This is a genomic window from Gemmatimonadaceae bacterium, assembly GCA_016720905.1.
Taxonomy (GTDB): domain Bacteria; phylum Gemmatimonadota; class Gemmatimonadetes; order Gemmatimonadales; family Gemmatimonadaceae; genus Gemmatimonas.
Map to the genome: position 1 here is coordinate 1 of JADKJT010000018.1, position 25,665 is coordinate 25,665.

Below are 25,665 nucleotides of genomic sequence, written 5' to 3' on the forward strand. Positions count from 1 at the left end.
CATTCGACGGCGTCGAAACTCTTCCACGGTCCGTCGCGATAGATGACCCGTCTTGAAGAGCCCAATGATCGTTCGGCCAGGGCGTTGTCGTAGGAGTCGCCACGGCTGCCGACCGACGGCGCAATGCCGGCTTCCGCCAGCCGCTCGGTGTACCGAATGCAGATACCGCCCGCCGTGGTCGCTGTGATGTACCAGCGGCCCGTCGGTGTCGCGATCCGCCAGCGCTTGTTCGAGTGCATCGAGGGCCAGGTCACTGCGCATCGAGGTACTCGCGCGCCAGCCCACAATACGCCGCGCAAACACGTCAATCACAAACGCGACGTACACGAAGCCGCGCCACGTGGAGACGTACGTGAAGTCCGACACCCACAGCTGATTCGGGCGCGTCGCCGTGAAGTTGCGTTGCACCAGATCGCGCGGCGGTTCGCTGTGCACGTCCGGGATGGTCGTCTGCACGCGTCGCCCGCGCACGACACCGCGCTGCCCATCCGCCTGCATCAGGCGGCTACCGTGCAGCGCGCGACGCTGTGGCGTTCGCGGCGCAGCTCCTTCCACACTTCTTCGCGCCGTACACGCGCCGATTAGCGCGCCAGACGCGCGCAATCTCGGGGCGGAGTTCGGCATCGCGCTGCGCACGCGCCGGCACCCGCGACGGGTCCACCGCACGCGCTTTCTGCTCGTAGTACCAGGACGGAGCGGTCTGCAACTGCGCAGATCGGCTCGACTCCAAACCTCTTCCCGATGCGCGTCGATGAAGGACACGATCACGGCCCGCGGCGGTCGAGCTCCGCCTGGGCAAAATACGCAGACGCCTTGCGGAGGATTTCATTCGCGCGGCGCAGTTCCTTGTTCTCGCGTTCGAGCGCCTTGACGCGCGCGTGTTCCTCGGTGGTCACCCCGGCGCGTCGGCCGGTGTCGACCGCTCGCCGCTTGATCCAGCTGCTGAGCGTCTGCGCCGAGCAGCCAATCTTGGCCGCGACGGACGTGATCGCCGCCCACTGCGAGGTATGCTCCTTCTCGTGCTCATACACCAGCCGCACTGCCCGCTCACGCACTTCTGAGGAAAACCGTGGTCGTTTCGCCATGACTCCAACCTCTCACACTTTGGAGTCTCCTGTAAACCCGGGTCGATTCAAGTCGACAAATCGCCTTGTCCTGGGCGAACGAGACGCTGAGTGATCTACAGAGTCCGAGGGTGGAGTCGGCTGTGGACTCTGCCATAGCGCGCGAGACCTCTGCACGTCTAAGGCCTGATGGATCAGCGCCGAATGCCAACCCGCGAAGCAGGGTCGCTTCCGGCAACTCTGCGCATTCAGTTTTCGGGCGAGGCAGAGTGTTGAGGTCAGCGTTGCGTGCGCCGACGTTGTATGACGGCCATCGCTCGAGCCACCACTCATCTTCGCGGACCTCGACCACGCGAGGCGCTGGACGTTGACGGTGCTCCCTCGCTCTCGGTGTTCGAATGCAAGACCCACGTAGGCCGCGCAGCGAGCAGGCGCGCATCGAGCCAGTCGGCCAATGCGATGCACGCTTTAGACGGCGTCCAACCGTCGGCGTTTTCAGTGAGTCCAGGCAAGTCCGAAAAACCAATCGATAGCCGCCGTACATCCCCGACTGCCTATACCGATCAAACTTTTCATCGGAAAGGCCGAACCGTTTGCCTTCTGGCGATTCCCCTTACACCATGCGGAGACGCCACGAATGCCCGAAAGCGGTCGCGTCTTAGCGTCGTTCGCCAGTAGGTTCGTGCGTGCAATCCACATTAGCTCGAGAGGGCGAAGCCATGCATAGCGATCACGCTGCTCTGACCTACTGCTCACGCCCGTACCGCCAGCTGCTGTGAACGCTGCGTGCGAGCGCACAAGACTCCAAGCGAGAATAGTTACCCAGCGACCATCCGAGATGCGACCACTCATGTTCGGAGCAACCGCATCAGCGAACTGGTCAGCAAGCGCACGAATGCTGGTAAGCGGATCTCCGCGTCGCTCGACGATTGGCTCCCCAAGGCGCGGTAAATAGGGCGCGAGGTTTTGGCGGCCCTTCGATTGACGCAGCAGCGACCATTAGTTTCTCTGCTCAACGTGGATTCAACAAGTCGATGAGCGGCGACGCTCATCGCAAGGCATCAGCGTCCTGCTTTGTGGATGAGTAGGCGATAATCCCCATTCAGGGCGCTACGCGCAAGTCTGCGGTGTACTCTTGTGAAGCGATTGGGGGGAATATGCGGACTGGGTCCGACAGTCGGACCTCACCCCGGTCGGAGAAGTCCTTCCAACAGTTCAGGTCGTCAGAGTCTCCGCGTCCGTATCCATCGTCGCGTACGATGGTTGAGGAAGCGGTGACTTTGTCAGATCCGAGATTTCGCGAATTGCGGTCGCTGAATGTCCCTGTTTCGTGCTCGGATTCGCTCGTGTGAGCGATGCCTGCAACAACAAACGCAAGTGCGCCTGCTCGAAGGCACCAATGCGCTTTGCAAGGTTCTTGCAGTTCTCGACGTCAAACACCAGAAACACTGAACCCGGCACGCTGCCGTAGACGCCTTTCGCACGCTCATCCAGGTCTACTGGATGTAGCGTCCAACCCTTCCCTGAGGATGGCCCACTTGGCAATGCCTCATTTGCTACTAGTGTAGTGTCGCAGAAATAGCGTGCATAATACGGCGAGTGGTGTTATCTTGTGGTCCATGCCACTGCCGATTCGGAAAATCGCATTGCGTCGCGGCGACCGCAGCCAGTTGGAGCACCTGGTGCGGTCGCGGACGACAGCCCACCGCGTCGTCGAGCGGGCGCAGATCGTGTTGGCCTCCGCGGTCGGCGAGGCGGGGAATGCGATCTGTGCGCAGTTCGGCGTGTCGCGGCCCACGGTGTCGCGCTGGTTGGATCGCTATGAGGCGGAGGGGCTGACCGGGCTCGAAGCCGATCGTCCGCGCGCCGGTCGGCCGAAGCAAATCACCCTCGTGGAAGAAGCGGCGATCGTCGAGCGCACGCTGCATACCGCTCCGCCCAGCGGCACGCATTGGAGTACGCGCCTGATGGCGCAGGTCAGCGGCCACCATCACGCGACCATTGCGCGCATCTGGCAGGCGCACGGGCTGAAGCCGCATCGGGTGAAGCGGTTTAAGCTGTCGACCGATCCTGAGTTCGTCAGCAAGCTGCGCGATGTGGTGGGGCTCTATCTGAATCCGCCGGAACGCGCCGTCGTCTTTTCGTTCGACGAGAAGAGTCAGATCCAGGCGCTCGATCGCACGCAACCGGGGCTGCCCTTGAAGAAAGGCCGCGCCGGCACGATGACGCACGACTACAAACGGCATGGGACGACGACGCTGTTCGCCGCGCTCGACGTCGCCACCGGGAAGATTCTGCAGGACTGCATGCCGCAGCACCGCCATCAGGAATTCCTCGTGTTTCTCAAGCAGATGGCGCGCAGCGTCCCGAAAGAATTCGCCATCCATGTCATCCTCGACAACTACGCCACGCACAAACATGCGGACGTAAAGCGGTGGTTGCAGCGCAATAAGCGCGTGCACTTCCACTTCACACCCACGTCCGCCTCTTGGCTCAATCTGGTCGAGCGCTTCTTCGGTGAGCTGACCGAACGCCAGATTCGTCGCCTCGCCGTCACCAGCGTCGATCAACTCATTGCGGCGATCACCGCGTACATCGACCGCCGCAACGCACACCCCACCCCGTTTGTTTGGACCGCCACCGTGCAACAGATTCTCAAGAAGGTCGGGAAAGCGAACGCAACTTTGGCGACACTACACTAGTAGGATAAGTCTGGTCGGCGACACCCCTCATGACTTCGATCATCCCAAGGTTCAAGCGGCAGCTTGGGAAGTGCTGATAAGCCCCACCTTGCGGGCGCGAGCGTGTGCGCCTTCAGGATCGATGCAGCCAGGCGTTTCAAAACGATCAGTCCGGTGTCACCTGGCGGGAAGTAGCTGGCGATGGCTTTGTTCAGCTTTGGCATCGGTCCATCAAGAGTGGGAGGGTGATTGCGACGCAGCCAAGTCCTTGGAAGTATTGCAGCTTGGCAAGGTGATACTAGCACGGCGGGCTAACTCAGGCATCTCCACTTTCGTAGACACGATGTCAATGGAAATCCTGCTTCCGAGGCGGGCGGAAACTCTACAGTGCTGATCAGCCAAGGACTACTCCACCGTCGCGCGAGGCACAAACCGTTCCACCGCCCCCTCAATAAGCTCAAACACGCGTCCATCATCATCCGCCTGCGTCCGCCCCAGCAACCCATCCACCCAGCGCTGCGGAATCCACGCGGTCCCATGCGCCGCCCCCAGCGCCCCGCCCACAATCGACGCAATCGTGTCGTTGTCCCGTGTCTCGTTCACGGCCTGCTCCATGGCCACCACCGGTTCGTGACCGTGCCGAGCGAGGATGTACATCACACTCGGCACCGTCTCCATAGAGCCGGAGACACCTGCTTCAGTGGCTCAGCATTCGTGCCGATGATGGCGGAGATGACGAGCCGTACGGTACTTTGTGCGTGGCGGGAGTAAGGCCGCTGGCCGGTTGCACATCAGCCTATATCGCGAACTCAGCAGGAAGCCCGTAAAGCCTGTGCTGGCACGAGAGCACCACCTCGATCGGCTCCTCAATGGCATGGCGTGGCGCAAGCATCATCCCGCGATCCGGTATGTCACACAAGGGATTGGGTTGCGCATAAAGAAACTGCATGACCGCTGCTTCAAATCTCTCAAGTATTCTGGGAGCGGTTCCCACGTCCACCACGAAAATTCGAAAGCTTGACAACTGTCTTCGCGCAGCCGCCTCGAGTTCCAGTCGACGTACCTCGTACTCAGCAACCCGCTCCCGTGGGCGCGCCTTTGTCCAGAATCCATGCCAATGCTCGACGCGCTTCCCGTCTCGCAGCGCGTCAACATCAAGGATGGTGTACACGCCGTTCAAGTATCCCCGAGTGTGCTCCCTCAATCGAGTGGAGACCGGACGCCTAGTGATGCCCGCGCCATACAGCAGGAACCCATCGGCGTATTCAAACGTCCAAAGGTAGACTCCGGGGGTTGAGGGCGCGCCTGGCAGTATTGATTCGGTGTTGGGCCACGCAAATGGTCCTTCCCAGACAGATTCGATGCGTTTCGTCACTAGGCGCAAGACCGGGTTTGGAGTTCTTGTCGGCACAATATAGAACGACCACTGGGAAACGTTCAAAGGATCGGACGTCGAACAAGTTTGACATACGATTCTGCGCGGTCGCAGCGACATTGGCAATGACGTGCGTGACCAATGCGCAGCGACGTCGCTTACTCTACCTTGGGGCGCGACAGTCAGTGGCGCGCATCCCTCACCCGATACGATCGCCTTAGTCGAGATCCATCAGCTCGTTCAATCCTCCCCGTGCGCATTGTCTCCTGGAATGTCCTCATCGGCGGTGGCCTTCGCATCAGGTCCATCGTTGACTGCCTGCTTCAGCGTCAACCCGATGTGATCGTCCTGCAGGAAACCCTCGCCAAGCGCGAGGATGCACTCTGCGGACGGCTGCGTGACGCCGGATTCTCACATCATGCGACCGCCCCTCGTGAATCCGGCCAACGCGGGCTTTGTGTGCTGTCCCGTCACGCATTCGAGGTATTGGACTCCCCGTCGCACGCCGCCCTGCACACCCGCGGATGGTTGGAGTTGAGACTCCCGCATGCCGGCATCGACGTCGGCGCGGTATACGCGCCTGCATCGGCGCCAAAGCTTCCGGCATTCTGGTCGGCCGCTCAGGCGTGGTGGCCGGCGTGTGTTGATCGGCCGTACCTGCTCATTGGAGACTTCAATGCCGGAGAGTCCCACGTCGACTCCAACCATCGGTTCCAGGCCGACGCAGGTATGGTCGCTCTTCGCAATTCCGGCCTGGTCGACGCTTGGCGACTCATGCACCGCGACAAGCGCGAGTTCACATGGCACGTGACGAACAGGGGAAAGACTTTTCCGTTCCGCCTCGACCATGCATTTGTGTCACCTGCGCTGGCATCGCAGGTCTCTGCGTGCACCTACGATCACACCGTGCGCGAGACGAAACTATCCGACCACTCGATGCTGTTGCTCGATATCGATGTTGCCGTCGCTTCGCCCCTGGCACCGATTGGTGAGGCGTCATGAACCCTGATCGACTCGTGACCCAGCCGCCTATCGTCAATGCGTATTGCGTCTCCCCCGGCCTAGTGTACGCCGGCGAATATCCCGGGAGCCGGCCGCACACACCCGATGCGCAAACCAATGCGAGACTCGCGGCTTTTCTCGACGCTGGCATCACCGCCTACATCGACCTCACCGAGCCGCAGGAACTCAATCCGTACGCCGAGTCGCTTCACCAGCTCGCCCGCGCACGCCATAGCGCGATCATCCATCAGCGTCACGCGATTCGCGATGTCAGCACCTGCACCGAGTCCACCATGCGCGGCATCCTCGATACTATCGATGCGCACCACGCCGCGCCGGGCGCTCGGTCTATGTCCACTGCTGGGGTGGCATTGGCCGTACCGGCATGGTGGTCGGTTGCTGGTTGGTCCGGCAAGGCGCCACGCCCGAACAGGCGCTGGCCCAGGTGAGCGCCGGCTGGCAGTCCATGTCGCCCCACAAATTGCACCGTAACGCCGGCAAGACGTCACCGGAAACCGCTGAGCAGATTGCCATGGTGCGCGCGTGGCAGCCAAACACATGACCCAATCCTCCACGCGCGATCGCGCCGTTGGCGCACTGCTCGGCCTCGCCGTCGGTGACGCACTCGGCACCACCCTCGAGTTCAAGCGTCCTGGCAGCTTCACTCCGCTCACCGACATGATCGGTGGTGGCCCATTCGACCTGCAACCGGGGCAGTGGACCGACGACACGTCCATGGCGCTCTGCCTCGGCGAAAGTCTGCTCGCGTGCAACGGGTTCGACGCGCACGATCAGATGTCGCGCTACCTGCGCTGGTATCGCGACGGATATTGGTCCAGCACCGGCCACTGCTTCGACATCGGCAACACGGTGCGCGAAGCGCTCTCGGCACCTTTGAGCGCGGTGGCGCGCCACCGTGGGGCCCCACCCGCGAGCAATCCGCCGGGAACGGGTCACTCATGCGTCTCGCCCCGGTGCCCATCTACTGGCATCGCGATCCGGCAACCGCCATTGCGCGCGCTGCCGACAGTTCGCGCACCACGCATGGCGCGCCCGTCGCCGTCGATGCATGTCGCTTCGCCAGTGGCCTGATCGTCGGCGCAATCAACGGCGCCACCAGGGAACAACTGCTTGCGCCGCGATACGCGCCGGTGCCCGACGCATGGGTGGCCGAGCCGTTGCATCCGCTCATCGATGCCATTGCCGGCGGCTCGTACGCGCGCAAGTCGCCGCCAGACATCCAAGGCACTGGCTATGTCGTGCACTCGCTCGAAGCCGCGCTCTGGGCGTTCGCCACCACCAGTGACTTTCGCACTGGCGCGCTGGCCGCCGTCAACCTCGGAGATGATGCGGACACCACTGGGGCGATCTATGGGCAGCTGGCCGGTGCGTACTACGGCGTGGACGGGATTCCGCAGGCGTGGCGCGAACGCGTGACACGCGCGGACGAGATCGTGGAGATGGCGGAGCGGTTGGCGCGCGGATAGCGGGGTCTGTTGAAGGATCAAGCATGATTCCACTCGGCTGTAGGCCGACCCATCCGGCAAGCAGTCAGCCATGCAATGATTTGATCATGGCGGCCCGTGCGCGGGCTCACGATGTTGCGAATGTTTGAGCGTTCGCCGTCCGACGGAGCGTGAACATTTCAAGTCCAGCGCGGTCCGCTACACTCGCCGCCGTCCCGAGACCGATTGGCGATTCGGGACGAATGGATCGGGCGGGCGGGCCCCCGCCGGCGGGCGCCCCGCGGGGGGCGCCGCGGGGGGGCCGGGGCGGGCCGCCGGGGGCGGCGGGGGGGGCGTTCCTCGACCGCAGGTTCCGCCCATGAACGTGAAGTACTTCAAGGACACCGATACCGCACTTTTGGAGTTCTCTGACGCGCCCGTGGACGAGACGCGCGAGATCGCCGAAAACGTGGTGGTGGACCTCGACAAAGATGGCAACCTGGTCAGCATGACCATCGAGCACGCGGCCGTCGTCGCCAAGCTCCCGCAGCTCAGTCTCGAGGAGTTCGATGTCAGCGCGGCGTAACGCAGATCGTTCGGTTACTGCTCGACGCTGGTCGAACTCGCGCGGCCGAATCAAGCCCAGCACGCATGTGGTCCGGCTGCGCAAGCCAGACCTGCCAGTCGCCGATGAAGCCGGGGGCGGGTGCTCGCGCAGCCGTGTTTGGGCACGCCCCGCGCCATCGCGATCTTCGTCTTTGGCGACTCCCTGACGAAGAAGCCGTAGGGCATGCGACCTGCGGCTTCGCGAGCGGCGTGTCGATGAAGTCCTCGTCGCGAGGGGATTCAGCGTGCCCGAAGCAGCCGGTCTACGTTTCGTCGTTGATGAAGGCAGGCGCGAACTTCGATCATGTCGGCGGTGACGCGATAGTAGATCGAGTACGGGAAGCGCCGCAGCAGAATCCGCCGAACTACGGCGTCTTCAATCGCTGCTTGAGCTCGTCCCAGGGCTCCGACGGCTGTTCAGATGGATCACGCAGTCGTGACTCCAACGTCTCGCGATGCCATTCGGGCACCGGCACCGCCTGCGGGTCGTCAAGACTGTCCCACACCTCCTCGAGGAGGCGGAGGCGTGCCTCCGAGGGCAAGCTCAGAATTTCGTCGCGCAGCGGTCGGGATGCCATGTATGGAGTCTCGCGCAAAGATCCAGCCGAATCAAGCCGTGCGTGATTTTGATGCGCCATGAACGCGTGTCGTTGTCCCCCACCACATCGTCACGCGAGATGGTATTCGTGACATCTTGAACCTCCAGCCACGTCGCGGCGGTGAGGCAAAGCGGAGATTGCGCGTGCCGACCATGGGCTGCTGACACCGCAGGAGCTCCGCGACATTCGCGGTCAGCACGATCTCACCCAGCAACAACTCGAGCAGTTGCTCAACGTGGGACCAAAGACCGTCGTGCGGTGGGAGAAGGGGACGGTCGTGCAGAATGCAGCCACCGTTACTCTGCTGCGCTTGTTGCGCGATGTGCCGGCCGTCTATCGGCATCTCCGTCGTACCCGCCACCACGCAATCCGCGAGACCACACCGTAGCCAAGGGTAGCGGGCCTTCTCTTCGAACCGCATGCAATGATTCGATGATGGCGGATGGCGTTCGAAATCACGAAGTTGGGAGAGCCATCCTGCGGACATAGCTGAGGAACGGCGGCTGGCTGGCAGTCCGGACGGGTACGCCCTATTGTTAGGAGTATGGAAACGAACTGGCCACTTCTACGATTCGCGAACACGGGAGGACAGCTGTGACCAAAGTCGAGCAACTAGAACACGAAAGCCAAAAACTCTCAGCCGGCGAACTCGCGAACTTCCGCGACTGGTTTGCGGAGTTTGACGCCGCCGTCTGGGATCAACAGATCGACGCCGATGCGTCCAACGGAAACCTGGATCGACTCGCCGATGCGGCGCTCGCGGATCATGTCGCGGGTCGTTCGCGCAAACTTTGATCCATCACGCCGCGCCGAGTTTCTGGCGGTGCTACGACGCGCTGCCCGCTATCGTGCGCGCGCTCGCTGACAAGCAATTCCAACTCCTCAAGGCCGACCCACGCCATCCATCGTTGCACTTCAAGCACGTGAAGCGCTTTCACTCGGTTCGCATCGGCGCACATTACCGCGCGTTGGCCGTCGACGCACCCGATGGCGTCCTGTGGTTCTGGATCGGATCGCATTCAGATTACGATCGCCTCGTCACCTAACAACACGCGCAAAGTTCTGCGACGACAATGACCCGATGGGGGCGGCCAGGCGAAGCGAGATCACGAGGCCGTGAGATTCCCGCCTGCAGCGGTGCCCGATTGTCTCATTGCGGATTTCCGAACGGCCTCGAATCGGCCTACGCCTGTTCTTCTATCCAGCCCGCCAGCGCCCGCACAGACCGTTCGACGAAGTCCGCCCAATCGTTCACCGGTGAATGCGCACTCCATACGGCCACCATGTCGTTCGCGCAGAAGGCGCGCCGGTGTTGCTCCAGCAGTTCACGTCCGTGCACGCCGAAGGCATAGCCGCTGAGCGGTCGCGAGTTCGCAGCGTCTGCCCAGTGCATGAAGGACGCCACGAACAGGACTCGCTCATGCCAGCTCGCCCATTGCGGTGTTGGCTCTACTGGCGCGAGAAGCGGAGCCCAGGCGGCCGAGAGCGCCCGGTATCCCGCCGGCTGCCCTTCGCGCGATTCGATGAGTCGCGCAGTAGCCAGGTCGTCGGCAGCCCGCCGAACGGCTGCCGGTGGTAGACGGTGGCGTCGGCTATCGCGGACGGTCGCCCACTCATCGCGCCGCGAGAGCAGCATCGCGATTAGGTCTGCCTTCATCCCCACGCCGATGCCAAGGCGCAGGCGAAGGAGTAACGACGCGCCCTCGGTCAGGCGGGCACGCGTCGCTCGTTGCTTTGGATCGGAGCGCCGTCCGGCCCCCGGATTCCTGCGTCTTACTCCTCGCCGCCCACGCTTGTGCGACGGCGCGCCAACGGAGGTCCTTGCCCGCATCCCTCGCGATCGCCGCGAACCAGGCAATCTCCTGGTCCAGCGCATGGCGAATGGAGTCCGGGTAGCGCGCCACGAGGTTCTTCATGCGCTGCACGCTCAGCAAGTCGGCGTTCTTCGCGGCCCAGTCGTGCAGGAGATCGCCGAGACGGCGTTCGACCGGCAGGAGCACCAACGAGATGAGCACCAACGATTCCGGGTCAATCAGGAGTGCAACGTTCGCCCGGCACTTCCATTGGTTGAGATGCCGTTCGTGGAGCGCCCTGATGCCCCCGCTCCCAGCGCACGCCATTGGCGCCACACGACGTGCAGCGTGGACTCGCGCAAGACGCCGGCCAGACGTTGCAGTCGAACGCGCGCGTCATGATCAGGGACGTCTGGAGCGTCACCCGTCGGTGCGCCCGGAGTCCTAGGTGAGTTGTTGTACATGTGCCAGCAGTCGTTGAAGAACATCGGCAAATGCCAGGATATCCACGTCCGAAGTGGCGCGTTCGACGATGCCGAGCATGTTGAGCGCGGCTCCGCCGAGGATGGTCACCGCATACTGGTGCCCTTCCGCGGCCAGCAATTCGCCAACCAATGTCAGCGCTTCGTTGATGTCCGATGAGCCTGAAAGAACCATTATAGTCCGTTACGAGATGTATTATGTATCGTTATAGCAACGTTAAGGGTGTGTCAAGCCTATCGCAAGAGGGCTAACTCGCTGGAGCAATGGATCGCGGGCTTAATTGCTCGCCACCTGAGGAACGTGACGGGCGATCGACATGGGCCTGCCGATCACAACCGCCGATGCGATCATCGAGCACCTTGCTCGCTATGTGAGTGAGATCGTTCGCGACGTTGCATACGTTGGCCATGAACTCTGACGTTACCTGACAACATGGCTCCATAAGAGTCTTGTTACTTTCGTTTGCTGCGGTTGTTGCGGTTACTGCGAATGGTCGTAGATTGTATACCATGACCGCAGCCACCGTACCTGTCCCTACCCCTGAGCAAGCCGAAGAGGCAAAACGCGCACTTCGTTCGCTGTCTCCCGCGTCCCGCGGGACTCAGCCCACCGTGCGCGTTCGCGCGGGCAACAAAGACGCCATCGTTCCCAGAGAGGCCTTCGAACTGCTGCTGGAGATTCTCGGGCAGATGGCCAATGGTAACGCCGTCACGATCGTGCCAGTACAGGCAGAGTTCACCACCCAACAAGCCGCCGATTTCTTGAACGTCTCGCGCCCGCATTTCATCGCGCTACTGGAATCCCGTGAACTGCCGTACCGCAAAGTGGGTACGCATCGACGCGTGCGATTCGAAGATCTGCTGCGGTACAAACAGATCGACGATGCGCGTCGTCAGGACGTGCTCGACGAGTTGGCGGCTGACGCTCAAGTGCATCGCCTGGGATACTGACACGCAAATAGCCATACCATGCATTGATTTGATGATGGCAGCCGGTGTGCGGATTCACGATCTTGGAGATTCGCACCAGCCGTCCACCCTCTCTCGGTGTCTTATGAGGTCATCGCCAGGCTTATGAGGACCATCATGCATCTGGAACTGAGCGCCGTCTTTCGCCGCGTGCCACTCGGCTATGTCGCCTATGTCGAGGAACTACCCGGCGCCAATACGCAGGGCGCAACGCTCGAGGAGGCACGCATCAATCTGCGTGAAGCGGTCGAGCTCATCATCGAAAGCAACCGCGCGCTCGCGCAGCTGGATGCCGCCGGTGCCGACGTGATTCGCGAGCCGCTGAGTCTATCGGCGTAGGCGCAAGGGATCGCGCGATGAAGCGAGCCGATCTTGTGCGCCATCTCGAGGCATGTGGCGGCCGACTTCTCCGAGAAGGGGGCAGCCACTCTGTCTACGTGAACGCCGCCGCCGCGCGGACCTCGACGGTGCCGCGTCATCGACGCATTTCGCTCACGACGTTGAAGACGTCCCTGCTGCGCTTGCTGCGCGATGTGTCGGTCGTCTATCGGTATCTTCGTCGTGCCCGCGACCACGCAATCCGCGAGACCACACCGTAACCAAGGGTAGCGGGCCTTCTCTTCGAACCGCATGCAACGATTCGATGATGGCGCCCGGCGCGAGCGGCTGTCTCGGTGCAATCTCCATTTGACACTTGTAACGTTACGGGCTACACTTAGTGAAGATCAGAAATATCGTACATAAAACCCTGCGGCGGTTGCATTCAGAGGATAGTGCGAAAGGCCTGCCCCCCGACTGTGTGCCGAAGCTGCGCAACATGCTGGCGTTCCTTCAGGACATGAACGATCCCGAAGAACTCGTGAGCCTTCCGACGTGGAATGCCCACCGGCTGAGCGGATCGCGCGCCGGAACGTGGAGCCTCCATGTGACACGCAACTGGCGTCTGACGTTCTGGATTAACACTGATGATGCGACGGTATGCGATGTCGACTTTGAAGACTACCACTAGGCAAGAACGAGAGACCAACCATGCGCATGCACAATCCACCGCACCCCGGGTGCTTCATTCGAAATGAGATCATTGAACCGTTGAACCTCACCGTGACAGCGGCCGCGCGCGTGCTCGGGGTCTCGCGCCCGGCGATCTCCAATCTCCTAAACGGTCACGCCGATCTCTCTGGTGAAATGGCCATGCGCTTCGAGAAGGCGTTTGGTGTCCACATGGATACGTTGCTTCGCATGCAGCTCTCCTACGACATCGCGCTCACGCGGCAAAACGAGAAGAAAATCAAAGTGAAACGCTATGTCAGAGACCACGTCGAAGCTGGTGTCTGATGAGACATGCGCGAATATCGTCGCGCTCGAGATCGGGAAAATCCGCAAGGATCTCATCTTCCGACATCCCGGAGGCCAGGTACTCGAGGACGTCGTAGACCGTGATCCGAAGCCCGCGAATACAGGGCTTGCCGCCCCGCTTGTCCGGCTCAATGGTGATGCGTTCTTGATAGTGCATGGATTGACGCTGCTGCGCGCGTGAACTAGACGTCAGGGGTTAACGATCAAGCTCCGAATCATCAAAGATGTCGCCAGGAAACTCACGGCCAAGGTTGCGATCGGTGAAGAACTCACGGGTCAAGCGGCTCGCTCGAGGAGCACGGCAGCCGAGACTTCGGCCTCATTGATCTCGTAGTCCATCGCGAGATCGGCAACGCTTTCTCCGGCGTCGATACGATCGGCAATCACGCTGGTCGAAATGCCGCGTCGGAGAATGATCGGCCTGCCGAACGCGATGCCGGCTTCGATGGCAATTGTCGGCGTAACTTCATTGCCGACGCCAGCGACAAACGGAAAGAGTCGCACCGGAAACTGCGCAACATCCCATTCGACCCGCCGAAGGTGCGACTCGAACAACTTCCGCATGGCAAGTTGCCCCGATGCCGTGAGATCGGTGAGCGCACCGTAGCGATCGAGGAACAGCCGACCGGCATTGGTCTTGAGTTCAGGACTCAGGAGTAGACGGTCGATGCCGAGTTCGTGCTCTGCGTACCGCATGGCTGTCCGGACGGCGGGCAGCGACACGCCATGATCAGTGCGTAACGCGCGCAGCACATGGGCTTCTACGAGATTCCAGAATGACAACATGACGGGATCGCGGCCAGCAGGACGAATCACACGCGTCGAACCCGCGGTGACACCATGCGTGGCCGCAACGACCCCGGTCACCCAAGTACGCAATGTCGCAACCGGCAAGCGAAGATAGCGAGCAGCCTCAGCGACCGGATACGCCGGAGCTTCCCGGTTATCGCGCGCTTGGGTAGGTGAACGTCGGTGGGCAGTCTGAGTCATGGGTTTACGTTATCGCTACGGCTATCCGCCCGCAACATCCGCGCGCCAGCGCCGCGCGCGCACACAGGCTCCGGACCGTTTAGATTTTCAGGTATGGCCACTTCGTTGCGGTTTCCGGAGGACGTTGTTCACAGCGATCCAGAACGCCTAGGCGGCACGCCGGTCTTCGTAGGCACGCGCGTCCCAGTCCAATCTCTCTTCGACTACCTCGAAGCTGGCGACGGTCTTGAGGAATTTCTGCATCAGTTCCCGTCCGTTCGCCGCGAGCAGGCCGTCGCAGCGCTGGAATACGCGCGGGACCAAGTAGTGGCCGGTGCGCGTCCTTCTTGACGAGTCGATTGCGATCGACTTCGCGCTCGACCTACCAGAACTCAAGGCGCAAACTGTTATCGGTTTCGGCTGGGCCGGTCTGAAGAACGGCGCGCTGCTGCGCCAAGCCGTCGGACAGTTTGAAGCGCTCATCACCATGGACAAGAATTTGCAGTTCCAGCAGAACCTTGCCGCGCACGCCATTGCCGTGGTGCTGATCCGCGCTCGTAGCAACCGCATTGACGATCTCCGTCCGCTTGTACCGCAGATTCTGGCTGCAGTTGCCGCAAGTGAACCAGGCGCGATCCGCGTCGTGGGTGCGTAACGGAGGGTTTGATCGAAAGAGGCTCAGGCGCTCCGACTCGAACAGTCGGTCTTGCACGATGCGATACTTCTCGAATTCGCTTTCGGCGTGGGCGTGGGCAATTTCGGCAGTAACTCTGCCGGCATCCTGCAAGATTTCCCGGTCGGTCGCGGCTCGGAATTGACCTTGTAACCGACTGCGATGATGGCGGTGAGGTTGCAGTGCTGGTGTCGTAGGATTTGCCGTCGGTGGCAGTTATTCGAAAATTTCGAACAACTGCACCCTCCGTCAGCTCTTGGTCGGCGAAGACCTTCTTCAGATGGTAGTTGATGGTGTGGGTTTCCACATCGTAGAGCAGCCCCATCATCTTCTAGTGTAGTGTCGCAGAAATAACGTGCATAATACGGCGAGTGGTGTTATCTTGTGGTCCATGCCACTGCCGATTCGGAAAATCGCATTGCGTCGCGGCGACCGCAGCCAGTTGGAGCACTTGGTGCGGTCGCGGACGACAGCCCACCGCGTCGTCGAGCGGGCGCAGATCGTGTTGGCCTCCGCGGCCGGCGAGGCGGGGAATGCGATCTGTGCGCAGTTCGGCGTGTCGCGGCCCACGGTGTCGCGCTGGTTGGATCGCTATGAGGCGGAGGGGCTGACCGGGCTCGAAGCCGATCGTCCGCGCGCCGGTCGGCCGAAGCAAATCACCCTCGTGGAAGAAGCGGCGATCGTCGAGCGCACGCTGCATACCGCTCCGCCCAGCGGCACGCATTGGAGTACGCGCCTGATGGCGCAGGTCAGCGGCCACCATCACGCGACCATTGCGCGCATCTGGCAGGCGCACGGGCTGAAGCCGCATCGGGTGAAGCGGTTTAAGCTGTCGACCGATCCTGAGTTCGTCAGCAAGCTGCGCGATGTGGTGGGGCTCTATCTGAATCCGCCGGAACGCGCCGTCGTCTTTCGTTCGACGAGAAGAGTCAGATCCAGGCGCTCGATCGCACGCAACCGGGGCTGCCCTTGAAGAAAGGCCGCGCCGGCACGATGACGCACGACTACAAACGGCATGGGACGACGACGCTGTTCGCCGCGCTCGACGTCGCCACCGGGAAGATTCTGCAGGACTGCATGCCGCAGCACCGCCATCAGGAATTCCTCGTGTTTCTCAAGCAGATGGCGCGCAGCGTCCCGAAAGAATTCGCCATCCATGTCATCCTCGACAACTACGCCACGCACAAACATGCGGACGTAGCGGTGGTTGCAGCGCAATAAGCGCGTGCACTTCCACTTCACACCCACGTCCGCCTCTTGGCTCAATCTGGTCGAGCGCTTCTTCGGTGAGCTGACCGAACGCCAGATTCGTCGCCTCGCCGTCACCAGCGTCGATCAACTCATTGCGGCGATCACCGCGTACATCGACTGCCGCAACGCACACCCCACCCCGTTTGTTTGGACCGCCACCGTGCAACAGATTCTCAAGAAGGTCGGGAAAGCGAACGCAACTTTGGCGACACTACACTAGGTGAGCCAGACATTTTCATCGGCGTAAACGGCTTCGACACCACCCTGGCCGCTGGCAAGCAGCTGGCCGGCGTGTACTACGGTGTGGATGGGATTCCGCAGGCGTGGCGCGAACGCGTGACACGCGCGGACGAGATCGTGGAAATGGCTGAGCGGTTGGCGCGCGGATAGCGGGGTCCATTGATGGATCAAGCATGATTCCGCTCGGCTGTAAGCCGACCCATCCGGCAAGCAGCCATGCCATGCAATGATTCGATGATGGCGACCAAACCTTCTGGTCACGACGTTGAAGGCGTCGCTCAGGGGCGCCAAACCCCTTTCCAGTTAAGTAGCACTATGCTACCTTATCTATTCTGTTGTGCTTGCTCGTCTCCCCCGGTACTCGCTGGATCGCGTTCAACAGCTGGTGGCAGCCGACCGCTATCGCGTCACCGACAGCGCACGGCGAGGCGCCCTCGAGCTGGGCTTGGACGAATCTGATATCGTCGAGTGTGTGGCCGGGCTGACGGTGGTCATCTCGTTCAAACGACTGTGACAACATCCACGTTGAATCGCTGTCCTGAGTGCGGTGGCAACATCAAACGGACTCGCACAGTCGTCACCACGCGCGTCGGACGGCGGGCGATTCCTGTCACTGGCAAGTTCTTGCAGTGTCAGGGCGAATGTCGAGAGGTCTACTTTGAACCGGGCGAGGCCAATGAAGTCTCGCAGCGCGCGGCAGAGATTGCGCGCACCGGCGATGGACTGCTCACCCCGCAGGAGATCCGCGACATTCGCCATCAGCACGATCTCACCCAGCAACAGTTCGAGCAGTTGCTCAACGTGGGGCCGAAGACCGTCGTCCGGTGGGAAAGGGGAACGGTCGTGCAAAACGCGGCCACCGATACCCTGCTGCGCCTGCTGCGCGATGTGCCGGCCGTCTATCGGCATCTCCGTCGTATACGCGACCTCGCAACCCCCGAGACTACACCGTAAACAAGGGGCGCTACTAAACGTCGAGATAGACGTTGACTGACGCCGCCAGTCTGGACCAGGGTCGCGGGCGTTCGCATCGAACCGCCTGCAATGATTCGATGATGGCAGATCGTTCGCGAAATCACGAGGTTTGGAGAGCCATCCTGCGGCCATGGCTGAGGAACGGCTACTGGCTGGCTGGCAGGCCGGACGGGGACGCCCTATTGTTAGGAGCATGGATCTCTTGAACCGCATTTCCGTGGACGCCGACATTCGCTTCGGAAAGCCCTGTGTGCGCGGAACGCCTATTTCAGTGGGCGAGGTGCTGAGCTATCTGGCATCCGGGATGACAGAGACGGAGTTGCGCGAGGAGTTTCCGCAACTTGCCCATGAGGACATCCTTGCTCGCTTCGCCTTCGCGGCCGAGCGTGAGCGTCGCCTGCAGGTTATCCCGGCGGCGTAGTGGTCCTTCGGTTACTCCTCGACGAGAACCTGTCGGAGCAGTTGGTTCGGGCGTTGGCGCCGCGATTCGCGGACTCACTGCATGTGAGGTTGCTCCGGACTCGGCGGTGCTTCCGATCTCCAGCTTTGGAATCTGGCTATTGCTGAAGACCTGTGCTCGTCACGAAGGACGAGGACTTTGTGAAGCTCAGCGTACTGCGCGGGCCGCCGCCGAAGGTGATTTTGCTCAATGCCGGCAATGTCGCGAACTCCATTGTCTCGAACCTCATCTTGCAGAACGCAGCAGCGATCGAGGCATTCGGTTGCACATCCTGAACTCGGCGTCTTGGCGCTCGGCCTCGGCCCACGGTCGCGGTAGGCGGTACCTGCAGCGCCGATCCCGATGCGACAGGTGTTCGTTACTTGAGAGTTGACGTCCGCGATGGCCTGGCGATCCAGCTGTCTCTCGACGAAGGAGCCGACGATGAAGCCTGAGTTGCGCTACGAGGTCGTCCTCTACTGGTCCGAGCCCGACGAGGCGTTCATCGCCGAGGTGCCGGAGCTGCCAGGCTGTGCGGCGGACATTTCAGGCCCCGCTGCCGACCGCCAGCAGACGCAGATCGTGCTTCATGGCCTCGCGCTGTCTCGGGGCGGCGAGCAAGACGTCGACGGTGAGGATGGCCCCCCGGAGGATCGCTGACAGATCGTATATGCCGGACTCGTGCGCGACGGCCATGGCCTGTTGCGGGAGTGCTGCCTCAGCACGGAACTTCACGCGCGCACCGGCAGTACCCTTCGCCTCCGCGCTTTGCGCATGCTTCCACACCAGCCGCGCGAACTTCTTATCGCGAACGATCCTCGACAGGGCATAGCGACACAACGCGCCCTTGAACGGCTCCGGCCGAACGTCCAGCTCGGCCGCCATCATGTTCAATCGGTCCTCAAGCTCCAGCGAGATCCGCGCATTTTGCTCCTTCATTACCCGCTGTCGAGCCTCCTTGATCCGCGGCATGGATTGCGCCGGAACCGACACGGTGTTGTCGCACTGCAGGCACACGCCAACCAAGACATTCGGCACGCTCACTTTCGACTTTTCAAGCTTCAGGAGGCGGTACTGATATTCGGTCTCCCGCATTGTCCCACAGTGCCGGCAGGTCGCTCGAGACCGATCCCCGGCACTGAGGAACCGAATCCTTTTCGGCGTCGGCGGAATGATGACCTTCACGGAACGGCTAGTTCCTCTACTGGGCTGTGCAGTTGTTGTCGTCACGGAGCGACGTTCGAGAGGTTGAGGGACGCCTGATTTCAAGCCCGTGGGAACTTGCTCTTGTGCACACTGATGAACATCGCCACGTCCGCCGGCAGCTCCACGAAGTAGAACCGAATGAACCACTGCTCCCCGGCCATCACCGGCTTCATCTCATGCTTCATGATGCTCGGATCTTCCGTCATTGGTTTGGCGGTGTACTGCCCGCCGTTACACCGGCTGATCAACCGCTTCACGTCCTCGACCGTGACCTGCCCGGTCGCCAGCAAGTTGTTTTCGGATATCGCCTCTCGGGCCTCCGACTCAAAGGCTTGAGTCACGCGGCACCTCCAAAGTGTACACCACTTGGGGTACGATATGCAAGCGGCCGGAACGCGCGCTGATGGCATGCTCGATCACGAGCCTTGGGGGACGGGCGTCAGTGAAGTTCCTCGTCATTGATTCACGTAATCGCATCGGGTTGGCGCTTGCCACCGATGCGCGATTTCGGTAACAGTACGAAACTCGCCAGCGTCGCGCGCGCATTGGAACCCCGATAAAGCGAACGCCCCGAGGAGATCACTCTCCCCGGGGCGTGGAAGCCCGCTGGCCGTGCGCGCCGTTTCGGCATCTGTGTCGCGACCCATCGCTGGGTACGCCTGGCGGTACGCGACTTTCCGCCCTCAGCGTTCGGCTTCCCAATCGACTGCATGTAAGTTCCCGCTGCGCTGGAGCCGAGTCAAGGATCGCCCGCCCAACGGGAATGCGCTGATCACCCAGAGCTCTTCGGCCTGCCCCTCAGCCATGCCGACGCCCATCAGTAGCGTGCACGCGCAAAACGACTGTGACAACATCCACGTTAGATCACTGTCCTGAGTGCGGCGGAGATTGCGCGAACCGCCATGGGCTGCTGACACCGCAGGAGATCCGCGTGAGGACATCCTTGCCTGCTTCGCCTTCGCGGCCGAGCGCGAGCGTCGCCTGCAGGCAATCCCGGCGGCGTAGTAGTGGCCGTTCGAGAGTTCTCGTTCGAAGCCGCAGAGCAGTAGACGGCGTCAGCGATTGCGGTGAATGCAGACACAATCGCCGCAGTATTTGCGGTGAATATTGCATTTCGCGGAAAGGATCGTCATATTCACCGCATAGTTCACGGTGAATAAAGATGCCCTACATCCACGAACTTCCTGGTTGGCCACAACTCGCTTGGGACAGCAGCGCCCTGGAAGCGATACTGGCCAGCGTCCGTCACCGGCAAGGTCTCTTGCTGGGCAGCATGGCGACGCTGGGCATCGAGCTGCGCGCTGAAGCAAGCTTGGTGGTGCTGACTAACGATGTGGTCAAATCTTCGGCGATCGAGGGAGAGGTGCTCCCCTCAAGCGAAGTACGCTCGTCGATTGCTCGTCGGCTCGGACTGGACATCGGTGGCCTGAGCCAGCCGAGTCGCGCCGTTGAAGGGATTGTCGAGATGATGCTCGATGCCACCCAGCGGTATGACGAACCGCTCAGTAGTGAACGGCTCTTTGGCTGGCATGCCGCGCTCTTTCCGACCGGGCGTCGAGGTGCGCGACGGATTACGGTGGGTGCGTGGCGCACCGCGGCTTCCGGTGCGATGCAGGTGGTCTCGGGACCGATCGGTCGCGAACACGTACACTTTGAAGCGCCGGTCGCCGACCGTCTCGAGCGTGAGATGACGCAGTTCATCGACTGGTTCAACGCACCGGTCTCCATCGATCCGGTGCTCAAGGCGGCACTCGCGCACTTTTGGTTTGTCACGATCCATCCGTTCGAGGATGGCAACGGCCGCATCGCGCGAGCGATTGCCGACATGTCGCTGGCGCGTGCGGACGGCGCCAGGGAACGGTGCTACAGCATGTCATCGCAGATCGAGTCGGAGCGACGGGAATACTATCGGCAGTTGGAGGCGGCGCAGCGCGGCACCCTCGACGTGACCGAGTGGCTGGCGTGGTTTCTTGGATGCCTCGATCGGTCCGTGCAGGGGGCCGCGGATATTCTTTCGTCTGTGCTGTACAAAGCCGAGCTCTGGCGGCGCATCAATCGCCACCCGGTGAACGATCGGCAGCAGCTGATCATCAATAGAATGCTTGGTGACTTTCAGGGATTTCTGACGACGTCCAAGTATGCGACACTGGCGAAGTGCTCCGAAGACACGGCATTGCGGGATGTGCGCGAGCTCTTGGAGTGGGGCGCACTGGTGAAGAATGCGAGTGGCGGGCGGAGTACGAGCTATCGGTTGGCGGATATGGACTCATCGCGGAGCCCCGACCTTGCTGCTTCTCAAACCGTCCGGTAAGGCGAACGCCCACTTCCCGCGGCGCTGGGACGATGTGGTGACGCTGCTCGCGGGAATCCGGTGAAGCACCTTCGGCATCGTTATCGTCATGCTCTATCGCGATCACGAGCCACCGCACTTTCACGCGACCTATGCCGAATTCGAAATCATCGTCGGGATCACGGACGGCCTCGTGACCGGCCGCTTCCCGCGACGGGCACTGGTGCATGTGCTCGAATGGTGGGAACTTCATAGGCAGGAGCTGTTGGCAAACTGGGAACGCGCGCGCTCTCTCGTTCCGCTCGAACCTATTCCCTCATTGGAGTAGCGATGTAACGTCGCGAGGAGCATGTGTGCTGCACGTGGTCGATATGCGAGTGCTGCAGGACTGCCGGATCTGGCTCCGCTTCAACGACGGTGTCGAAGGCGTTGCCGACCTCGCACAGTCGCTCGACGGCCCGGTGTTTGAGCCGCTCCGCGATCCGGAGGTCTTTGCCAACGCGCGGCTCGATCCGGAGCTGCGCACCGTGGCGTGGGCGAATGGTGCCGACCTGGCACCGGAGTTCCTGCACGCGCTGGTGACCTCCTGACGCACGGAAGCAACGACATCAGACCCTACAGGGCCCAGTAACGACGGACATCGTCATGCGCTATCATGATCATGAGTCAACCACAACGCTTCGCCGATCGGCGTGTGCCATTCGCGTTCACCAAGTGGTACCTCGACGGCGTCAATGAAGGCGGTGACGTGTGCACCATGTACTGCACACACTTGGAGGTCGGGGACCTCGCACTGACCTGGCACGCCGTCGCCGACTACCCCGTAACCGGCGAACCGCAACAGCGCTGGAGCCTTGCACGGGTGGCCGCACCCGAGTTGGTCGGCGCGCGACTGATCTGGGAGGCCCCTGCGCTCGACCTGTCGCTGGTGATGGACCCGTTCGACCGTCCTCGCGATGTGCGCCTGCTGGACCGGGCCGACGGAGCGGTGGCGTGGCACGGCGCCACCATGGCCGCGAACCTGCGGCTTGAGCGACCCGGGCAACCGGTGTTTGCGGGTGCCGGATACGCCGAGTGCCTCTCGCTCACGATCCCTCCGTGGCAGCTGCCGATTGACACCATGGAGTGGGGGCACTGGATGTCGGATGATCGGGCCCATGCCAGCACGTGGTTTCGCTGGCGCGACACCCATCCACTCGACCGCGTGATCGAGGATGGCGGTGACGCCGCGTCCGTCGTGATCGATGGCGCGCGCATCACGACGGCGAACAGTGCGCTCGAGATCTCGCGCGAACGACCGCTTGAGCGACGGTCGTTGCGGGATATCATCCGCGCGATTCCGCTGGTTTCGCGCGTCGTGCCGGAACGTCTGCTGGGACTCGTGGAAACCACCTGGGTGGGGCGCGGCATACGCCGCGACGCCGACGGATCGACGCACGAGGGATGGGCCATTCGGGAAACGGTGCGCTTTCGATGATTGCCCGCCTCACGTACGGCGCGTTGTTCACGCTGCTGCTGCCGCTCGCGTTGCTGGCGTGGGCGGCGCGGCTCGATGATCTGCTTTCGCTGCCGATGCCGCCGGTTGCTGCAGCGGGCCCCTGGGTGCTGGCGGCGGGCATCGCGTTCATGGTGGCCGGCACACAAGCGCTCTGGCGACACGGACACGGACTGCCCATGAGCGCGTTCCCGCCGACACAACTCGTGTCACGCGGCGTGTACCGACTCGTCGCCAATCCGTTGTATGTCGGGGCGGTGCTCGCCGCATGTGGCGTCGCACTCGTGCGTCATTCGCCCGCCGGCACGTGGATCGTGGCGCCGTTGTTGGCCGCGCTGGCGACGGCCTGGGTGATGGGATTCGAAGCGGCGCACACGCGGGCACTCTTCGGGGAATCGCCCCGCCCCGCGCTGCACCTGCCCGACGACGTCGAGCGCGCGCCGTCGACGTGGGAACGCTGGGCGGTTGTTGTGCGCGTGTTGATGCCGTGGTTGCTGGCCTTCCTCGCCGTCGAGTGGCTGGGTGTCCCGCCCGATGCGCGCCCCGTGCCGCGGTTGCCGGGCGAGCTCGCGTGGACGGTGATTCCGTGGACAGAGTCCGTGTATCTGCTGACGTACGTGATGGTCATCGCCACACCATTTGTGTTGCACCGGGCGCGCGACCTGCGTCGGTTTGCCATTGACGGAATGGTGTCGACGGCGATGATCATCCCGTTCTATGTGCTGGTGCCGCTGGTCGTGCAGGCGAAACCGGTGCCGATGGACTCCTTCTGGACTGCGCCGTTGATGTGGGAGCGCGCCGGAGACCTGCCGGTCACCGCATTTCCCGCGTTCCACGTGGTGTGGACGCTGATTGCCGCCGGCGCCCTCGCTGCGCGCTGGCCTCGCACGCGATGGCTCTGGACTGCGGTGAGCATCGCGGTGTGTGTGAGCTGCGTGACCACGGGCATGCACGCCGTGCTCGATGTGGTGGCCGGTGTCGCTGCGTACGCGCTCGTGCGTCGTGCCGCGCCAATCTGGCGCGCGCTCTGCCGAGGGGCCGAAGCGGTTGCGAACTCGTGGCGTGAATGGCGCATCGGGCCGGTTCGCGTTCTCAATCATGGCGTCTACGCTGCAATCGGCGGCGTCGGCGGCGCCGCCATCGCCATCATGCTTGCCGGTGCGCAGACGTCCGCGTGGATCATGGCCAGCACCGTTGTCGCAATCGTCGGGGCCGCACTGTGGGCGCAGGTGGTGGAAGGATCGACGCAACTGCTGCGTCCATACGGCTACTTCGGGTCGGTGATCGGCGCACTGCTCGTGAGCCTGGGCGCGATGGTGGCCGGGCATGACCCTTGGTTGCTGCTGGCCGCCATGAGTGTGGGCGGGTGCGTGACGACGGCGCTTGGCCGGTTGCGCTGCCTCGTGCAAGGGTGCTGCCATGGACGCACCGTTAGTGCGTCGTGGGGCATTCACTACCGACATCCGCGGTCGCGTGTGGTGCGCCTGAGCGCGCTGGGCGGCCTCGCGGTGCATCCGACGCCGTTGTACTCAGCGCTGTGGGCGATGGCCAGCGGCCTCGTGCTGGCGCGACTGTGGTGGCTTGCCGCGCCACTGCCGTTCATCGCCGGCGCGGCACTCATTCTTGCCGGACTTGGGCGATTCGTTGAGGAGCACTACCGCGGCGAGCCGCAGACCGCGCAGTTTGCCGGCCTGCGATTGTATCAGTGGCTGGCCATCGCGCTGGTGGTGACGGGCGGCGCCTTCACCTGTGTTTCAGGTCGCGCGGCGCCGTCGCCGACGGTGCTGGAGGCCGGCCTGTGGCCGACGCTGGTGCTGCTGTTTGCCTTCACGATGGTGGCGTACGGTGTGGACTTTCCGGAATCGAACCGGCGGTTCTCCCGCCTGGTGTAACGGGCGCGTCGCGCAGACGCAGTAGGTCATGAACACCGTGTCGACACGGCGATAGTACGGGTCTGTCAGACCCCTGCCGTATTCTCTTTCGTGCACCACGATCGGGGCACGTCCGCCGCACTCGCGATGCATGCCCTTCATGATCATCCCGGATAATGCATGCCCACTGACACCCGCACCCTGTCAAAATCCGACTTCAAGGTCGCCCGCACGTGCCCCACCAAACTCTTCTACAAAGAGTCCGGCGGCTACGCCAGCGTGAACGACGATGACCCCTACTTGGCGCTGCTCGCGCAGGGGGGATACATGATCGAGCAGCTGGCCAAGGCGCGGTATCCCGAGGGCCGCGAGATGGGTGACTGGCGGGACTCCGCGCAGGCGTGGGCGGCCACCGAGGCCGCCATTCGCAGCGGCAACGTCACGCTGTTTGAAGCGACGTTGCTGCACGGTCGTCAACTCGCCCGCGTCGATATTCTTGAGCGTCGCGGGAACACACTGCGTCTCATTGAGGTCAAGGCGAAATCATGGGACGCCGCAGACGACCGTGAGCGCGCCGAGCAGGGCAAGCCTCGTGCATTCCGCACTGGGAAACGCGGAGAGAACATTGCGTCGGCGTGGCAACCGTATCTGGAAGACGTCACCTACCAGTGCCTGCTGCTGGAGTCGTTGTTCCCGGAGTTTCGCGTTGAGCCCCATCTGTGCCTGGTGGATAAATCCGCGCGCTGCATCACCGATGCACTGCCGGAGCACTTTGACATTGTGCGTGAGGCCGAGGGTGATGGTCGCACCCAATTGGTAAGCGTCAGCTTTCAGGGTGATGCCAGCATGGCGGCGCAGGAGCAGCTCACCATCGAGCTTCCGGT

The 25,665-nt window shown here is 62.3% G+C and carries 33 protein-coding genes, 4 pseudogenes and 1 other annotated feature; of the genes and pseudogenes, 25 read left to right on the forward strand and 12 right to left on the reverse strand.

Annotated features, from left to right (window positions below):
• On the reverse strand, nt 1-555 hold a 555-nt coding region (locus IPP90_14495; protein ID MBL0171901.1), incomplete at its 3' end, for a DDE-type integrase/transposase/recombinase.
• A gap of 136 nt (nt 556-691) precedes the next feature.
• Nucleotides 692-807: a sequence feature (AL1L pseudoknot), on the reverse strand.
• Nucleotides 765-1,085: a transposase gene (locus IPP90_14500; GenBank protein MBL0171902.1), complete on the reverse strand. Its 321-nt coding sequence runs from the start codon at nt 1,083-1,085 to the stop codon at nt 765-767. It overlaps the preceding feature by 43 nt.
• Nucleotides 1,086-2,683: 1,598 nt before the next feature.
• On the opposite strand from IPP90_14500, the gene IPP90_14505 reads away from it, so the two are divergent.
• A complete protein-coding gene (locus IPP90_14505; GenBank protein ID MBL0171903.1) occupies nt 2,684-3,766 on the forward strand; it encodes an IS630 family transposase in 1,083 nt (360 codons plus the stop codon).
• A 384-nt stretch (nt 3,767-4,150) separates the two neighbouring features.
• Here the strand turns inward: IPP90_14505 and IPP90_14510 are convergent, their stop codons facing one another.
• Together IPP90_14510 and IPP90_14515 are read right to left on the reverse strand one after the other, a co-directional pair.
• Entirely contained in the window at nt 4,151-4,423 is a 273-nt protein-coding gene (locus IPP90_14510) for an ADP-ribosylglycohydrolase family protein (protein ID MBL0171904.1), read from the reverse strand.
• A gap of 118 nt (nt 4,424-4,541) precedes the next feature.
• Nucleotides 4,542-5,108 carry a hypothetical protein gene (locus tag IPP90_14515; protein ID MBL0171905.1) on the reverse strand — a complete coding sequence of 189 codons (567 nt, stop codon included), beginning with the start codon at nt 5,106-5,108 and terminating at the stop codon, nt 4,542-4,544.
• Nucleotides 5,109-5,372: 264 nt separating this feature from the next.
• Here IPP90_14515 and IPP90_14520 point away from each other — a divergent pair, with 264 nt between their 5' ends.
• Complete coding sequence (locus IPP90_14520; GenBank protein ID MBL0171906.1) at nt 5,373-6,122, forward strand: endonuclease/exonuclease/phosphatase family protein; 750 nt, start codon at nt 5,373-5,375, stop codon at nt 6,120-6,122.
• Between the two features lie 59 nt (nt 6,123-6,181).
• Here IPP90_14520 and IPP90_14525 read toward each other — a convergent pair whose 3' ends face one another.
• On the reverse strand, nt 6,182-6,448 hold the full coding sequence (locus IPP90_14525) for a hypothetical protein (protein MBL0171907.1): 267 nt from the start codon (nt 6,446-6,448) through the stop codon (nt 6,182-6,184).
• Here IPP90_14525 and IPP90_14530 point away from each other — a divergent pair.
• The 3 genes and pseudogenes from IPP90_14530 to IPP90_14540 all read left to right on the forward strand — a co-directional run bounded on the left by IPP90_14530 (nt 6,416) and on the right by IPP90_14540 (nt 8,153).
• Nucleotides 6,416-6,684, forward strand: a pseudogene (locus tag IPP90_14530) (dual specificity protein phosphatase family protein). The gene IPP90_14525 and the pseudogene IPP90_14530 sit on opposite strands and share 33 nt — an antisense overlap.
• Nucleotides 6,681-7,609: pseudogene (locus tag IPP90_14535) on the forward strand (ADP-ribosylglycohydrolase family protein). The pseudogenes IPP90_14530 and IPP90_14535 overlap by 4 nt, the downstream one beginning before the upstream one ends.
• A 337-nt stretch (nt 7,610-7,946) precedes the next feature.
• Nucleotides 7,947-8,153 (forward strand): DUF2283 domain-containing protein, encoded by a 207-nt coding sequence (locus IPP90_14540; protein MBL0171908.1) that lies wholly within the window; start codon nt 7,947-7,949, stop codon nt 8,151-8,153.
• A 385-nt stretch (nt 8,154-8,538) separates the two neighbouring features.
• On the opposite strand, the gene IPP90_14545 is transcribed toward IPP90_14540, so the two are convergent.
• Nucleotides 8,539-8,751 (reverse strand): addiction module protein, encoded by a 213-nt coding sequence (locus IPP90_14545; GenBank protein MBL0171909.1) that lies wholly within the window; start codon nt 8,749-8,751, stop codon nt 8,539-8,541.
• A 157-nt stretch (nt 8,752-8,908) separates the two neighbouring features.
• Here IPP90_14545 and IPP90_14550 point away from each other — a divergent pair, with 157 nt between their 5' ends.
• The 3 genes from IPP90_14550 (at nt 8,909) to IPP90_14560 (ending at nt 9,818) form a co-directional block, all read left to right on the forward strand.
• Nucleotides 8,909-9,160, forward strand: a complete 252-nt coding sequence (locus IPP90_14550; GenBank protein ID MBL0171910.1) for a helix-turn-helix domain-containing protein — start codon at nt 8,909-8,911, stop codon at nt 9,158-9,160.
• 206 nt (nt 9,161-9,366) lie between these two features.
• Entirely contained in the window at nt 9,367-9,567 is a 201-nt protein-coding gene (locus tag IPP90_14555) for a hypothetical protein (GenBank protein MBL0171911.1), read from the forward strand.
• Entirely contained in the window at nt 9,564-9,818 is a 255-nt protein-coding gene (locus IPP90_14560) for a hypothetical protein (protein MBL0171912.1), read from the forward strand. Before IPP90_14555 ends, IPP90_14560 begins: the two co-directional genes overlap by 4 nt.
• Nucleotides 9,819-9,955: 137 nt before the next feature.
• Here IPP90_14560 and IPP90_14565 read toward each other — a convergent pair whose 3' ends face one another.
• Nucleotides 9,956-10,429, reverse strand: a complete 474-nt coding sequence (locus tag IPP90_14565) for a hypothetical protein (protein ID MBL0171913.1) — start codon at nt 10,427-10,429, stop codon at nt 9,956-9,958.
• A gap of 580 nt (nt 10,430-11,009) precedes the next feature.
• Nucleotides 11,010-11,222 carry a hypothetical protein gene (locus IPP90_14570; GenBank protein ID MBL0171914.1) on the reverse strand — a complete coding sequence of 71 codons (213 nt, stop codon included), beginning with the start codon at nt 11,220-11,222 and terminating at the stop codon, nt 11,010-11,012.
• A 335-nt stretch (nt 11,223-11,557) separates the two neighbouring features.
• Here IPP90_14570 and IPP90_14575 point away from each other — a divergent pair, with 335 nt between their 5' ends.
• From IPP90_14575 to IPP90_14595, 5 genes and pseudogenes are all read left to right on the forward strand, one after another.
• On the forward strand, nt 11,558-11,998 hold the full coding sequence (locus IPP90_14575; protein ID MBL0171915.1) for a helix-turn-helix domain-containing protein: 441 nt from the start codon (nt 11,558-11,560) through the stop codon (nt 11,996-11,998).
• A gap of 135 nt (nt 11,999-12,133) precedes the next feature.
• Complete coding sequence (locus IPP90_14580) at nt 12,134-12,355, forward strand: type II toxin-antitoxin system HicB family antitoxin (GenBank protein MBL0171916.1); 222 nt, start codon at nt 12,134-12,136, stop codon at nt 12,353-12,355.
• A gap of 17 nt (nt 12,356-12,372) precedes the next feature.
• A pseudogene (locus IPP90_14585) lies at nt 12,373-12,507 on the forward strand (type II toxin-antitoxin system HicA family toxin).
• A gap of 227 nt (nt 12,508-12,734) precedes the next feature.
• The gene (locus IPP90_14590; GenBank protein ID MBL0171917.1) at nt 12,735-13,025 is read left to right on the forward strand and encodes a type II toxin-antitoxin system RelE/ParE family toxin; all 291 of its coding nucleotides are present in this window, start codon (nt 12,735-12,737) and stop codon (nt 13,023-13,025) included.
• A gap of 26 nt (nt 13,026-13,051) precedes the next feature.
• On the forward strand, nt 13,052-13,351 hold the full coding sequence (locus tag IPP90_14595) for a HigA family addiction module antidote protein (protein MBL0171918.1): 300 nt from the start codon (nt 13,052-13,054) through the stop codon (nt 13,349-13,351).
• On the opposite strand, the gene IPP90_14600 is transcribed toward IPP90_14595, so the two are convergent.
• Complete coding sequence (locus IPP90_14600) at nt 13,323-13,529, reverse strand: DUF433 domain-containing protein (protein MBL0171919.1); 207 nt, start codon at nt 13,527-13,529, stop codon at nt 13,323-13,325. The genes IPP90_14595 and IPP90_14600 overlap by 29 nt on opposite strands.
• A 119-nt stretch (nt 13,530-13,648) precedes the next feature.
• The gene (locus IPP90_14605; GenBank protein ID MBL0171920.1) at nt 13,649-14,188 is read right to left on the reverse strand and encodes a DUF433 domain-containing protein; all 540 of its coding nucleotides are present in this window, start codon (nt 14,186-14,188) and stop codon (nt 13,649-13,651) included.
• Nucleotides 14,189-14,455: 267 nt separating this feature from the next.
• On the opposite strand from IPP90_14605, the gene IPP90_14610 reads away from it, so the two are divergent.
• The 7 genes and pseudogenes from IPP90_14610 to IPP90_14640 all read left to right on the forward strand — a co-directional run bounded on the left by IPP90_14610 (nt 14,456) and on the right by IPP90_14640 (nt 18,215).
• Nucleotides 14,456-14,692, forward strand: a complete 237-nt coding sequence (locus IPP90_14610) for a DUF433 domain-containing protein (protein MBL0171921.1) — start codon at nt 14,456-14,458, stop codon at nt 14,690-14,692.
• Nucleotides 14,693-14,699: 7 nt separating this feature from the next.
• Nucleotides 14,700-14,996: a hypothetical protein gene (locus IPP90_14615; GenBank protein ID MBL0171922.1), complete on the forward strand. Its 297-nt coding sequence runs from the start codon at nt 14,700-14,702 to the stop codon at nt 14,994-14,996.
• Between the two features lie 409 nt (nt 14,997-15,405).
• Nucleotides 15,406-16,485, forward strand: a pseudogene (locus IPP90_14620) (IS630 family transposase).
• A gap of 357 nt (nt 16,486-16,842) precedes the next feature.
• Complete coding sequence (locus tag IPP90_14625) at nt 16,843-17,019, forward strand: type II toxin-antitoxin system MqsR family toxin (protein ID MBL0171923.1); 177 nt, start codon at nt 16,843-16,845, stop codon at nt 17,017-17,019.
• Nucleotides 17,016-17,459 carry a type II toxin-antitoxin system MqsA family antitoxin gene (locus tag IPP90_14630; GenBank protein ID MBL0171924.1) on the forward strand — a complete coding sequence of 148 codons (444 nt, stop codon included), beginning with the start codon at nt 17,016-17,018 and terminating at the stop codon, nt 17,457-17,459. Before IPP90_14625 ends, IPP90_14630 begins: the two co-directional genes overlap by 4 nt.
• A 214-nt stretch (nt 17,460-17,673) precedes the next feature.
• Nucleotides 17,674-17,901, forward strand: coding sequence for a DUF433 domain-containing protein (locus tag IPP90_14635; GenBank protein ID MBL0171925.1), 228 nt, complete (start codon nt 17,674-17,676; stop codon nt 17,899-17,901).
• A gap of 152 nt (nt 17,902-18,053) precedes the next feature.
• Nucleotides 18,054-18,215, forward strand: a complete 162-nt coding sequence (locus IPP90_14640) for a DUF5615 family PIN-like protein (GenBank protein ID MBL0171926.1) — start codon at nt 18,054-18,056, stop codon at nt 18,213-18,215.
• A 250-nt stretch (nt 18,216-18,465) separates the two neighbouring features.
• Here the strand turns inward: IPP90_14640 and IPP90_14645 are convergent, their stop codons facing one another.
• Both IPP90_14645 and IPP90_14650 read right to left on the reverse strand, forming a co-directional pair.
• Nucleotides 18,466-19,104: a hypothetical protein gene (locus IPP90_14645; protein MBL0171927.1), complete on the reverse strand. Its 639-nt coding sequence runs from the start codon at nt 19,102-19,104 to the stop codon at nt 18,466-18,468.
• 80 nt (nt 19,105-19,184) lie between these two features.
• Entirely contained in the window at nt 19,185-19,466 is a 282-nt protein-coding gene (locus tag IPP90_14650) for a hypothetical protein (GenBank protein ID MBL0171928.1), read from the reverse strand.
• Nucleotides 19,467-20,287: 821 nt separating this feature from the next.
• On the opposite strand from IPP90_14650, the gene IPP90_14655 reads away from it, so the two are divergent.
• From IPP90_14655 to IPP90_14675, 5 genes are all read left to right on the forward strand, one after another.
• Nucleotides 20,288-21,436 (forward strand): Fic family protein, encoded by a 1,149-nt coding sequence (locus IPP90_14655; GenBank protein MBL0171929.1) that lies wholly within the window; start codon nt 20,288-20,290, stop codon nt 21,434-21,436.
• Between the two features lie 88 nt (nt 21,437-21,524).
• Nucleotides 21,525-21,743, forward strand: coding sequence for a DUF4160 domain-containing protein (locus tag IPP90_14660; protein ID MBL0171930.1), 219 nt, complete (start codon nt 21,525-21,527; stop codon nt 21,741-21,743).
• Nucleotides 21,744-21,786: 43 nt separating this feature from the next.
• Nucleotides 21,787-22,005, forward strand: coding sequence for a DUF2442 domain-containing protein (locus IPP90_14665; protein MBL0171931.1), 219 nt, complete (start codon nt 21,787-21,789; stop codon nt 22,003-22,005).
• 71 nt (nt 22,006-22,076) lie between these two features.
• A complete protein-coding gene (locus IPP90_14670) occupies nt 22,077-22,892 on the forward strand; it encodes a hypothetical protein (GenBank protein MBL0171932.1) in 816 nt (271 codons plus the stop codon).
• Nucleotides 22,889-24,802: a prolipoprotein diacylglyceryl transferase gene (locus IPP90_14675; protein MBL0171933.1), complete on the forward strand. Its 1,914-nt coding sequence runs from the start codon at nt 22,889-22,891 to the stop codon at nt 24,800-24,802. Before IPP90_14670 ends, IPP90_14675 begins: the two co-directional genes overlap by 4 nt.
• The last annotated feature ends 863 nt before the right edge of the window (nt 24,803-25,665 follow it).